We start from the raw sequence: 12,469 nt of genomic DNA, 5'->3' as shown, positions 1-12,469 counted from the left end.
CTTGGTCGTCGGGGCCCCCCCCGCCCTGGGGGGCGGCCCCGGCACCGCCGCGCAGGATATCGCCGCCAGCGCCGCCGATCAGCTGATCGTCGCCATTGCCGCCCTCGAGGGTGTCCCAGCCGGCGCCGCCATCGAGCACGTCGTTGCCGTTGAAGCCCCGCAGCGTGTTCGCCGCGCCGTCGCCGGTCAGGGTGTCGTCGAAGGCACTGCCGTGCAGGATTTCAATGCCGCTCAGCGTGTCGCCCTCAGCGTAGCCGCCGGTGTTGGCATTGGTCGCCAGGTTGACCGTCACACCGGCTCCGCTGCCGTTGTAGTCGGCCGTGTCGATGCCGGCGCCGCCGGCGATCGCATCGGCCCCGACGCCGCCATTGAGCGCGTCATTGCCATCGCCGCCGTCGATCGTATCGTTGCCGGCAGCGCCGTTGAGCGTGTCGCCGCCGGCACCGCCGTCGAGGACGTTGGCGTTCGCGTCGCCGATCAGCAGGTCCGCGGCCTTCGAGCCGACCAGGTTCTCGATCCCGCTCAGCGTGTCGCCCTTGGCTTCGCCGCCCATTCCAACGCCGCTGCGCAGATCGATCGTGACACCGGCCCACGACGTCGCATAGGTCGCCGTATCGATGCCGTCCCCGCCGTTCAGGATGTCCGCCCCGGAACCGCCGGCGAGCAGGTCGTCGCCCGCTCCCCCCAGGATGAGATCGTCACCGCCATCGCCGCTCAGCTGATCGCCGCCGGCCCCGCCGTCCAGCGTGTCGCCGTCGGCGCCGCCCGCCAGGATGTCCAGCCCATCGCCGCCATAGATCTGGTCGGAGCACAGACCACCGTAGATGACATCGTCGCCGGCACAGCCCTGGAGATAGTCATTACCGTCGCCACCGTCGATGAGGTCGTCGCCGGCCGCCCCGACCAGCGTGTCGCCGCCATCACCGCCCTGGAGATGGTCATCACCGCCTTCGCCATTGAGGTAGTCGTCACCATTGCCGCCCAGCATGCCGTCCTCGCCGTCGCCGCCGAGCATGTAATCATTGCCGTCGTTCCCGGACAGGCTGTCGTCGCCATCCAGCCCTTCGACATGATCGTCTCCGGCCAACGCATCGATCGTGTCCGGGCCTGCAGTGCCGATGATCACATCGTCATCGGGAGTGGGAGTATCCGCCATCGTGTTCTCGCCGAGCAGTTGCACTCTCCTCCGCGCCGTTGCGCGCAGCGCGGCCGGGCTTCGTCGGAGCGGAGCCTTTGATGTCATGGGCGAGGGAAAAATCCCTACATAGCATTCTGTTCAGGGGGATCACTCAAAGCCCTGATCGGGCGACCATCGCCAGATCAAAAGCATTTGAGGAAAATGCACATCGCCACGCTTGGTCATCGTGGGTCCGCCGGACGACCAATGATGGACTGGCCGTTCGAGGGAGAAGCGCCCTGGGACTCGATGACTCATCGCAACGACACTGAACGAGAGGGGTAGACCTATGCCTCTCGGCGGCGGCCATGCTCCACTAGAACCGTGGAGCCGATCGCATCTGCCCTGAAGGGCTCAATTGTCCTTCGCCTATGCGCCTCGTAACCTGGATCGTTCATGCATCTGAATTTCATAGCTCAAGGACATTACGGGCATGGCAGAGCTCCCACACGAAGATGCACCAGCCGCCGGCACGACGGATCGGCGTGTCTTCCTCGCCAAATGCGGCCGCTTCGCCGTCGTCACGCCACCGGCAGTCACGATGCTCCTGTCGACCAGCCTGTCGTCGGAAGCGATCGCGAAATCGGGCGGACGGGGGCCGAAGCCCCCGAAGGAACCAAAGACGCCGAAGTGACGGCGATCCGTGATCGCAGCCGGCCGGGGGGCATCAGCGGACATGGTTATCGGAGACGACGCGGTGCCGGCGAATTCTGTCATCGCGGCGGGGACGGCTTTTGCCATCGTGGATCAGCGCAAGCTGCTGTTCAGCGAGGCGCGACAGCAGATCTTCGAGCTGAACGACATGGCGGCCTATATATGGTGCCGCCTGGGAGAAGGTGATCCGCCGGCGATCGTCGCGGGCGGGCTGGTGCATCTCGGCGTCCCGGCCGAGGTCGCCGAAGACTATGTGCGGGACATGCTGTCCGACTGGCGCCGGTTCGGCCTCGTTCTTCGCGCCGGAGAGCATGCCGCCCCCGGGACATCCGAGCCGGATGGTCGGCAACAGCGCCTTCATCTCGCCGGGCTGTCCATCAGGATCCGGCACGCAAGCGATGCGCTGGCCCGGCTCGCAGCGCCGGCCTTTGCCCATCTGGACGCCGCAGGCCTGCGCGTGCCGGGGGCCTCGTCCGTCACCCTGTCGCTTTCGACCGAGGTCGACGGAGGCCGGTTTCGCCTGCGGGCCGGCGACGAGGACATCGGCGTGTATGATGTGGACGAGATCCTCCCGGCCCTGAAGGCCCGGTTGACGGAGGACGTCTTGGCCCATGCCGACTATTCGATCGCGATCCATGCCGCGGCGCTGGCGCGCAGCCGGCGGATGCTGCTCCTGTGCGGCGCACCGGGTGCCGGCAAGACGACGCTGACCGTGGCGCTGGCGCAGCGGGGCTTCGGCTACGCCGGCGACGACATCGCCCTTCTGGGTCCGACCGGCCAGGTGATGGGCGTGCCGTTCGCCGCCTCGGTGAAATCGGGCGCCTGGCCTCTGCTGTCCGGCATCCGGCCGGATCTCGAGCAACTGAGGATCTTTCGTCGGTCCGACAACCAGCATGTCCGCTATCTGCCGCCCGCGGTGCCGCCGGTGACCGAGCCGCTGCGCCTGGGATGGGTGGTGCTGCTTCGCCGGCAGCCCCACGGGCCGGCCGTGGTGACGCCGATGGACCGGATCGAGGCGATGCGAGCCCTGCTGGCCGAGGCGACGGCACCCGGCCGGCGGCTTTCCGCATCGGCATTCGGGCTGCTGGCCGAGGCGATGGCCGGCGCTGATTGCTTCACCCTGACATATGCTGGCCTCGACGACGCGGTCCACGAATTGCAGCGGGCGTGCGCATGAGAGGGACGCCGCTGGATTCGCTGGTCTCGGCCCTGCGCGGAGCCCCTCCGGCGGACGCGGACTGGTTCTCGGTGATCGAACTCGCCAACCGCTGCTGGATGGCGCCCGCGCTGTTCGTCGCCCTCGAGGGCTGCGGCGGGCTGCCGAGGCTGCCCGCGGACGCGCGCGACTATCTCGGCTTCATTCACGACCGCAACCGGCAGCGCAATCTCCGCTTGCGGAGCCAGCTGGTCGAAGCGGTTTCCGCCCTGAACCGATCCGGCATTCAGCCGATCCTGCTGAAGGGAGCGGCAATCATCTTCTGCGCCCCGGAGCGGACGCTCGGCGCCCGGATGATGAGCGATCTGGATCTGCTGGTCGAGGAGGGCGAACAGCCTGCCGCGAATGCCGTGCTGGCCGAGCTGGGCTACCGTGCCGCGGATGGGCTGCACGGGATCTGGCGTCCGCAGGATGCGGGAATGCTCGAGTTGCACGGCGCCGGAACCGTCTCCGGCCTGGACGGATCATCCATCATGGATGCCGCGAACTTCTCGCCCGCCACGTCTGATACCGCGCGGGCCCGATTGCCGGCGCCGGCTCTCCAGGCACTCAACCTGATCGTGCATGACCAGATCAAGGAAGGGGATTACTGGCGGGGCACCATCGATCTGCGCCATCTCCACGATCTCGTCGAGCTCGCACGACGGCCGCCGGGCGTCGACTGGCTCCACCTGTCCCGGATCATGCGGGGCCGGCTGCAGCGCAACGCTTTCGAAATGCAGCTGCTGACCTTGCGGGAGCTGTTCGGAGTATCCATCCCGGACGGTCTGTGCCGGCGTGCCGTACCGAGAGGCCAGCACTGGCGGCGGATGGTCCAGATCCGGCACCCTCGTCTGGCCGCGCCTTTGCGGTTTGCCGGAGCGGTTGCCTGGCTCGGCCGGCGCATCCGCACGAAGGATGTGCCGCGTTTCACCGCCACCGACCTGGTCCCCCGGGTGGTTCGCAAGCTCAAGCAGGGGCGGAGGGAAGTGGCCGAGTCCCTGATGGGCATCCATATCGGCCCCAAACTCTAGCGTCGCCCACCTAAGCCGAAAGGCGTAATTGGGCAGATCTCATAACATGCTATGCTCTCATTGCTTCGACCGAGGAAATGAATGTGTTCGGGCCGTCACCCGGCACACGGTCTTGCGGATAAAATATTCCTGCCCGTGTTGACGGATCGGGAAGGAACGCTTGGAGCTGGAAAGGCCGCCGGTGCTCGGCGGCCTTCTCCATGTCAAGCGGCCCGGGTTCCCATCCATCGAGATGAATCGGAGCCGCTCTTCGCGGCATGCAGCTTGAAGGCGACTTCCGTCCGGTTCCGGGCCTGCAGCTTCCTCATGATGGTCCGGACGTGCACCTTCACGGTGCTCTCACAGAGATCCAGCTCATAGGCGATGATCTTGTTCGGCTTGCCCAGGGCGACGGCATCGGCGACGGCGGCCTGCCGCTCCGAAAGGCCAAGCATGCTGTGGACGGATTGCCGGCGCTCCGGCCGCTCTCGACCGGCATTCCGAAGAGCGCTGGCAGGAACGAATGTGCCTCCGGCCATCGCGAGACAAAGTGCCCCGATCGCGACGCTCAGGCTGACGCTGGTCGGGATATAGCCACGGACTCCTTGCGCCAGGATCTCGATAATGTGGCAGGGATCCTCGTCTTCACCCATCACAACCACAGGGATGTCGGGATGAGCCTCGACCAAGCCTCGCATCTGCTCCATCACCGTCATGCCGGCGGGGGGCGCTGCGCCGGCGACCAGAAGGATCAGAGAGGCCCCGCGCCCGTCTGCGCTCAGTTCCCACTCGTCGATGGCGGCAAACGCCAGCCCTTTGAACCGGCCATCAGCCGTCGCCAGAGCCTGTGTGAAGAGTTCCCGGCCCAAAGCCCTTGGGTCGATGATGGCGACCGTGATGGAGGTCGCGACGAGAGTGCCATCGGAGCGACCGGAGCAGTGGGAATTAACACTCTGGCTCGGCGGTCCGCTTCGGCTCTCAGATCCAACCAAAGCCGCGTTGATGGAGGCCGGAACATCGGCGCAATGGTCAAAGGACATTTGATCCTGCTGGTCAATTAAGCTGTCTCAGTGCAGATTTTATTCCTTCTTCGCTTCCCAGGCGCCAAACATGCTCGCTTTCTACGGTCGAAATCTTTCAGCTCAGCGCCATTTTCTCGATCAGCCACGCAATCGCGCCGGGAAAGGCAACAAGGGCGAAGCCCGATCGAATTAGATTGTATTTTATGCAAATTCCATGGTTTTGCGCATACGTCTTTCCGGGCAGGATCTAAGCCCAAAGGAGTAGGGCAGAAAGGCTTGGCTCTGCCGCCAGGGACGAGGGCAGCACCAACCACACAGAGAGGCCAGACGGATTGGCGCCGTCCGAGACCCGACCCGGACCCTGATGGGCACCGGGCCGGCCGAGCGCCGAGATCGTCCAGAAGCGCGCGAGCAGCAGGAACACACGCGGCGGCGGCTCGGTCCGCCTTTCGAGATGGTCAAGACGTACGCCATCAGACCGATGGGCCTCCCTCTTTCGAAGCGACGGCCGCATCCAATTGACACATTGGAAACTCACCTCATCGAAAGAAGTACACGAACACCTACACTAAATCTGTATCCCACAACGCTTATATCACAAAATAGTTTGATATTTTTATCGATATTTAATTTTGCAAAATTGCCATCTAAATTTTATGATCTCTTACCGCTCCAGAGCGCACAGAAGATAAACTGATTATCTATATATCAAATCTTTATCACTGCTGTCGGTGAGAGATAAATGGAAGTTGATTATATGCCGTTGCTCCACCGACTTCGGCGCCTCATCTCCCTTTCCGATGATGAGATCGGCGTCCTCAAATATATGCACGCGCGCCGGCGGATTCATTTCGATTCAGAGACCGCCGAAAGATGGAACGTGGGCAAGTCCCCGCTGCTCATCCTGAATGGCTGGGCATACACATACAGACACCTCCGGAATGGTGGGCGACAGCTGATCGACATCCTCATCCCCGGCGATATCGCTGGCCTTCGGAGCAGCTTTCTCGGCGCTCACCACCAAGAATTTCGCACGATCGGACAAGTCGAAACGGCAGAGATCAACAGTCGACTCATTCCTCGTCTGTTCGAGGATTGGCCACGCCTTGCTCTGGCATTGCTCCTGATCGCGAACCAGGACAGCGAATTCCTGGCCGAGCGGCTCGTCAGCGTCGGGCGACGGCCAGCTCTCGCGCGGGTATCCCATTTTCTGCTCGAGCTCGGTGCGCGGCTCGAAATCGTCGGCCTCGGCACGCGCGAGAGCTTTCGCTGCCCGTTGACGCAAGCCGACATCGCCGATGCGCTCGGATTGTCGGCCATCCACGTGAATCGAGTCCTGCGCCACCTTCGCGAACAGCGGCTGCTGGTGTTTCGCAACGGCGAGGTCGAGATCCAGGATCCCCAACGCCTGTACACGCTGGCGCAATTCGAGTTGCCCCTTCCGACCAGCGCCTCATTCGAGGCCTCAGCCCCGTTGCGGCTTGATTTGCGCCGCCGGTGAGCCGCACCAGGAGAAAAGGAGACCGGCATGGCCAACACCACCCGAGCGACCCCTTTGCCGAACGAGCATGTTCTCGTGGCGGGCGGAGCCGGCTATGTCGGAAGCCATGTCGCCTGGCTGCTGTGCCGCCTCGGATTCAAGGTCACCGTCCTCGATGACCTGTCCACGGGACATCGTCACGCCGTGCCGCATTCGGCGACGTTCGTCCATTGCGACGCTCGCGACACCGCCCTCGTATCTCGAGTCTTTGCCGAGAGCCGCCCCACCGCAGTCATGAACTTTGCGGCGCTCAGCCTGGTCGGGGACTCCTATCGGAACCCGATAGGCTATATCGCGCACAACCTCACCATCACGCTGAACCTGGCAAAGGCAGCGGCGGAGACCGGCGTCTCGAGCTTCCTTCTCTCGTCGACAGCCAGCATTTTCGGCAATGAGGCGTCGCAGCCCATTGCCGAGGAAGCGCCGGTAAGACCGGGCAATCCCTATGGCGAATCCAAGGCGATGTGCGAGCAGGTGTTGCGCTGGCTCGAAGCCACGACCGGCATCCGGACCGCAGCGCTCCGCTACTTCAACGCGTCGGGGGCGCTGCTCTCCAGCAATCTCGGCGAGGCCCACGACCCGGAGACCCACCTCATTCCGATCGTCATCCAGGCAGCGCTGGGATTGCGGGATGGCGTCGACATCTTTGGCGACGACTACCCGACAGCGGACGGAACATGCATACGGGACTATGTTCACGTCCTCGATCTGGCGGACGCGCATGTCAAAACGCTGCTCGCGCTCAGGACCGCGGGCGGCCTGCGGTACAACATCGGCAGCGGCCGGGGCTACAGCGTCCGGCAGATCGTGCATGCGGTCGAGCGAGAGACCGGCCACCGCATTCCGGTCAGGCGGCGGCCGCGCCGGGAGGGTGATCCGACCACCTTGATTGCCTGCAACGATCGAATCCGGAACGAACTGGGCTGGCGGCCCGTGAACAGCGGCCTCGCGACGATCATCGGGTCTGCCTGGAAATGGCACGTCAATCATCCCTCGGGCTTCGATACCCTCCGCTGATCGCCCGAACGCCTGGAGTCTTCCGAGCCCTCATTTGATGTAGCGCCCACTCGAATTTCCAGATCAGTCACCACACCTTCTGGTCGAGTCCGGCCACCCCACTCTACCGGAACAAGGAACACAGCCTCCACCAAGAGCATATTCTCACCGAAAGAGGTATGCCCCGATTAACTTGAGTTAGCGACAGGATAATTATACTACTGTACCATGATTTTGTTGGATCATCTTACTGGCAGTTCTCCAAATAAATTCTTGGGAGATCTGACCTAGAGGACAGAAGATCCCGAGCCTCGCCAACGAACAAAAACGCAACGACTGAGCAAAAAAGCGTAAAAATAGAATAAAATCTAGGCAGCTTTTATGCGTGTAGTTTAAACGCAAGGGGTATGAAATATGTCGTACCAAATCGAAGCGGCACACAGGCCGCACGAAGCGGAGCTCGTCAACCTGGATATGTTTGCCCCCGGCGTCGAGTTCACGGGTGCCGGAGAGCGCATGCAGGCCAAGGGACGGCTGCAGGCCAATTGCATCATCATCATCGACAGCCGGGCCCTGGACAGGGAGTGCCTGGCCAGAGGGCTGATGGCGAGCGCGGTCAACATCAGCGTCTTTTCCTTCGGCTCGATCGAGGAATGGCAGCAGGCAGGCGACCTGCACAACCGCGCATCCGCCATACTTCTCAGCCTGGGGTCGCGCGACAGCGGCGAAGCCGGAGTGCAGGCCGACATCGCCGGCCTCTGCAGTCGCTTCAAGGATATTCCGATCATCGCCATCGGCGATCTCGACGACTTGAATCATATCATGAAGATCCTGGAGTATGGCGCTCGCAGCTACATCCCGACGAGCGTCGGCCTTGACGTGGCGATCGAAGCGATCCGGCTCGCCCGTGCCGGCGGCATCTTCGTGCCGGCCAGCAGCCTGACAGCCATTCACAAGCGCATGGCCGCGGAGACGACGACGCCGCATCCCACTCTGAGCAGCCTTTTCACAGCCCGGCAGGCGGCCGTGGTGGACGCCCTGAGGCGAGGCAAGGCCAACAAGATCATCGCCTATGAGCTGAACCTCTGCGAAAGCACGGTCAAAGTCCACATCCGAAACATCATGAAGAAGCTAAAGGCGAGAAACCGAACTGAAGTTGCATTCAAAATCAACGATCTGTTCTCGAAAAACACGAATGACCGTTACCTGGATACCCATTAAGGCTCCTCTTCGTCCGGCGATCGCCGCAACGGGTGGAAGCGTCAGTGACTCCGGAGATGAGACCAGGAGATCCCGCAGCAAGACAACGGATTATCGCCTGGTCGGAGCAGCATAAGGACAATCCAAGTGATCGTGTCGAAGCAGACGACTTCGCGCCAGCCGTCCGGGCTGGCCAACTACCTGCGATTCCTCAGGCGTCGCCAGCTGTCGATTGCCCTTCCCGCCCTGATCTCCGTCGCCCTGGGGCTCGCCCTCTATTCCGCTTCGCCGCGTCGCTACAACGCCGAGGCGGTGGTTGCGCTCGATCAACGGCGCATCCAGATTCTTTCGGCCGAGGCGGTCCTCTCGCCCTTGCCGCAAGAGAGCCCGGTGCTTCGGACCGAGCTGGACATCATCAATTCCCGGCTGATGGCCGAGCGCGTGCTGGAACGGCTCGAACGGCAGGGGATCACGCCTCCGCCGCCGGCTCTGTCCCTGAGGACCAACATCGTGAGGATGATCACCGGCCAGGCGGAGGCTTCGGCGGACACGCAGGAACCGGAGAGCCAACGCGACGGGATCGACCGGCTGCTCGACGGCCTCTCGGTGAGCAATGACGGCCGATCCTACACGATCTTCATCATGTTCTCCGCCACCGATCCCGTCTATGCGGCCACCGTCGCCAACGCCTTCGGCGAAGCCTATCTCGACTATCAGGCCGATACTCAGGCGGCTGCGACCCGGCACGCCACCGAGTGGCTCGGCGCCAAGCTGGGAGATCTCCGCAAGCAGCTGGAGGGATCGGAGAGCGCGGTCGAAGCCTTCCGGCAGAAGGCGGGGCTGGTCGTTTCCCAGGGCACCAGCCTGGAGGCTCAGCGACTGAGCGCCTTGAACAGCGCCCTGGCTCAGGCACGCTCCGACCGCGCCGCCGCGGAGGCTCGCTATCAGACTGCGACGGCCCTGGCCCGCAGCGACACCGGCCTCGACTCCTTCGCTGCGGTGCTGGGATCCCCGATCGTCCAGGCTCTGCGGTCGGAGCAGGCGAAAGTCGACCGCCAGCTCTCCGAATATGAGGATACCGGGGTGACCAAGAGCGCGGATCTGCCGGTGCTCCGGTCGCAGCAGGCTTCGCTCAAGGAGCAGATCAGGCAGGAGGTGGATCGCGTCGTCGCTAGCCTGGCCAACGAAGTTGACGTCGAGCGGCGGAAGGAGGGCGTCCTCCAAGCGGATTTTCAGCAGGCCGAGGCGGCGCAATCGGCGGCCAGCGCCGCGCAGCTCCAGCTCAGCCAGCTCGAACGCGAAGCCAGCGCCAACCGGACGGTCTACGAAAGCTATCTGACCCGCTACAAGCAGACCATCGAGCAGGACGGCCTGGCGTTGCCCGAAGCACGAATGATATCCCGCGCCGAGGCACCCGGCTTTCCCGCGACGCCGAAAATCGTGCCGTTCGTGGTGCTCAGCCTCCTTGCCGGCTCCGGCATCGGTATCGGCATCGCCTCGCTGCGGGAGAGCTTCGACAACCGGATCCGGTCCCGGCGCGACCTCGATGAGATCACCACCCTCCCGATCTTCGACCTCGTGCCGCAGCTGCGGGCATCGCCCACCATTCCCACGCACGCTGCCGTGGTGAAGGCTCCGAAATCGGCCTTCAGCGCGGCCGCGCGTCGTCTCGGGACATCCTTGCTCCTCGCCCCGGCGATGAGACGAGCCCAGGTCGTGGCGGTGACGTCCGGAGGGAGCGGCGATGGCAAGACGACGCTGTGCATCACGCTGGCCCGGTCCATGGCCATGTCGGGCCAGAAGGTCGTCCTGATCGACGCCGATCTGCGCAACCCGATGGTCGCGTCGCTGACCGGGATCGAGCCTTCCGTCAGGCTGCTGGACCTGATCCGCGACGGGCGGCGCCTGGACGAGGCCGCCGTCGCCGACAGGATCTCGCCCATGCACGTGATCGCCGCGGCGCCGGACCGGCTTGCCGCCGAGCACCTCCTCGACGAGGTCGGATTCCGGAACCTGCTGGCGCAGCTGCGCAAACGCTATGACCGGATCATCATCGATCTCGGCTCGGTCGAGGCGTCTGCGAGCGCGACCCAGCTCGGCTCGCTGGTCGACTCCGTGCTGCTTGTCGTCCGCTGGGGAAAAACGACCCGCACCGCCCTCTCAGCCTGCATCCGACGCCTGTCCTTCCACGGAGCGCCCGTATTCGGCCTCATCCTGAACGGCGTGCACGGCAACCAGCTCGATCGCGACGACATCGGCCATCCGGCGGCTTCAGCGTCGGCCGACGGCACGCTGCCACGTCTCCGGCCCCATGAGGTCAAGGATGAATTGGCAGTGGTGCGGGAAGCCTGACGTCATGTCCCGACAGCCCTTGGATTCTAGACACATCATGCCCCTCCCCGCCCTTCCTCCGACGGCACGCCGGCGTCCGCCGCGGACGCATCTCGCCCTGCTGTTTCTCGCCGGCATGGCCACGTCGATCTACGCTTCAGGCGCATTCGCCGATGGCGGAGCCTACCAGATCGGTCCAGGCGACAGGCTGACGATCACCGTCGCTGGCCAGGAGGCGTTCTCGGGCAAATTCCCGGTCGGTCCGGATGGCAGCATCAGCTATCCGCTGCTTGGCGATCTCACGGTGGCCAGGCTGACGCCCGGCGAGGTCGCCGACCGGATCGGCCAGGGGCTGAGCCAGTATCTACAGGCCGGGAGTGCCGTTCGGGTGGCCATCGAGGAATATGCTCCGGTGTTTGTCGTCGGCGATGTCGACCGGCCCGGGCAGTTCCAGTTCCGGCCCGGCATGATCGCCCTGGAGCTGGTGGCCATCGGCGGCGGCCTGCGGCGCGCTCAGTTCACCAGCGAGAGCGGCGGCACGCTGCAGCTGATCCAGACGGAACAGGACTTCGCCGATCTGAAGCTGCAGCAATTTGCCCTGCAGGTGCGCCAGGCGAGGATCCTCGCGGAAATGGCGGGAAACGAGTTCAGCTACGCCTTGCCGGACCATGACGGCATTCTCAATCGGCAGGCGATGCAGCAAGTGGTCGATGTCGAGAACACCCTCTTCCGCACCCGACGGGACGTGCTGAGCAACCAGGAGAAGGCGCTGATGGCTCAGCGCGCCAGCTACGATCCGGAGATCGCCGCCCTCGAGCAGAGCATCAAGCTGTACGACGATGAGATGGGATTGATCGCACAGGATGTCGCCGCCATGAAGACCCTGGCCGATCAGAAGCTGACGGCGCAGTCGCGCCTGCGAGAGGTTCAGCGCGGCTATTCCGCGGCGCAGCGGGACGAGCTGGAGCAGCGCTCCTTCCTGGCCCGGGCGCGCCAGAATCAGCTCGACATCGACCAGCGTATCGTCGAGCTGCACAGCAGCCGGGCCAATGAGAACGCGAGCGACCTGCGCGATCTCAACCTCGAAATGTCCCGGAACGAGCAGAAGTCGGCTGCGCTGCTTGCGACCCTGAGCGAGCTGAAGCGGCAGGCGGACAGCTCGGCCGCCGCCGTGATGACCATGACGACGTCCTACACGATCACGCGCCTGGTCGACGGCCGGCACGAGCAGGTCGCGGCCGATGAGCAGACCGCGATCGAGCCCGGCGACATCCTTCGGATCGAGCAGAAACTGACCGCCGGCGGCGTGCGGCTCAGCTTGAACTAGCCCGGATATCTCAC

General features: G+C 64.1%; 9 protein-coding genes. 7 read left to right on the top strand and 2 right to left on the bottom strand.

The window, feature by feature from the left end; genetic code table 11:
• Positions 1–1,156: calcium-binding protein (locus AAHM41_RS35095; protein WP_342241274.1), on the bottom strand; the 1,156-nt coding region annotated here is incomplete at its 3' end.
• Positions 1,157–1,820: 664 nt separating this feature from the next.
• Between AAHM41_RS35095 and AAHM41_RS35090 the strand changes: the two genes are divergently transcribed.
• A complete protein-coding gene (locus AAHM41_RS35090; RefSeq protein ID WP_342241273.1) occupies positions 1,821–3,008 on the top strand; it encodes a PqqD family peptide modification chaperone in 1,188 nt (395 codons plus the stop codon).
• Positions 3,005–4,060: a nucleotidyltransferase family protein gene (locus AAHM41_RS35085; protein WP_342241272.1), complete on the top strand. Its 1,056-nt coding sequence runs from the start codon at positions 3,005–3,007 to the stop codon at positions 4,058–4,060. Before AAHM41_RS35090 ends, AAHM41_RS35085 begins: the two co-directional genes overlap by 4 nt.
• A gap of 203 nt (positions 4,061–4,263) precedes the next feature.
• On the opposite strand, the gene AAHM41_RS35080 is transcribed toward AAHM41_RS35085, so the two are convergent.
• Positions 4,264–5,079 carry a response regulator transcription factor gene (locus AAHM41_RS35080; protein WP_342241271.1) on the bottom strand — a complete coding sequence of 272 codons (816 nt, stop codon included), beginning with the start codon at positions 5,077–5,079 and terminating at the stop codon, positions 4,264–4,266.
• Positions 5,080–5,803: 724 nt separating this feature from the next.
• On the opposite strand from AAHM41_RS35080, the gene AAHM41_RS35075 reads away from it, so the two are divergent.
• The 5 genes from AAHM41_RS35075 to AAHM41_RS35055 all read left to right on the top strand — a co-directional run bounded on the left by AAHM41_RS35075 (position 5,804) and on the right by AAHM41_RS35055 (position 12,455).
• A complete protein-coding gene (locus tag AAHM41_RS35075; RefSeq protein ID WP_342241270.1) occupies positions 5,804–6,562 on the top strand; it encodes a Crp/Fnr family transcriptional regulator in 759 nt (252 codons plus the stop codon).
• A 27-nt stretch (positions 6,563–6,589) separates the two neighbouring features.
• Positions 6,590–7,618 carry a UDP-glucose 4-epimerase GalE gene (galE, locus tag AAHM41_RS35070; RefSeq protein WP_342241269.1) on the top strand — a complete coding sequence of 343 codons (1,029 nt, stop codon included), beginning with the start codon at positions 6,590–6,592 and terminating at the stop codon, positions 7,616–7,618.
• 393 nt (positions 7,619–8,011) lie between these two features.
• Positions 8,012–8,818 carry a LuxR family transcriptional regulator gene (locus AAHM41_RS35065; RefSeq protein WP_342241268.1) on the top strand — a complete coding sequence of 269 codons (807 nt, stop codon included), beginning with the start codon at positions 8,012–8,014 and terminating at the stop codon, positions 8,816–8,818.
• 126 nt (positions 8,819–8,944) lie between these two features.
• On the top strand, positions 8,945–11,149 hold the full coding sequence (locus AAHM41_RS35060) for a GumC family protein (RefSeq protein WP_342241267.1): 2,205 nt from the start codon (positions 8,945–8,947) through the stop codon (positions 11,147–11,149).
• A complete protein-coding gene (locus tag AAHM41_RS35055) occupies positions 11,121–12,455 on the top strand; it encodes a polysaccharide biosynthesis/export family protein (protein ID WP_342241266.1) in 1,335 nt (444 codons plus the stop codon). Before AAHM41_RS35060 ends, AAHM41_RS35055 begins: the two co-directional genes overlap by 29 nt.
• Positions 12,456–12,469 lie beyond the last annotated feature (14 nt).

This window comes from Inquilinus sp. OTU3971, assembly GCF_038440215.1.
This window is presented reverse-complemented; position numbering and strand designations above follow the sequence as displayed.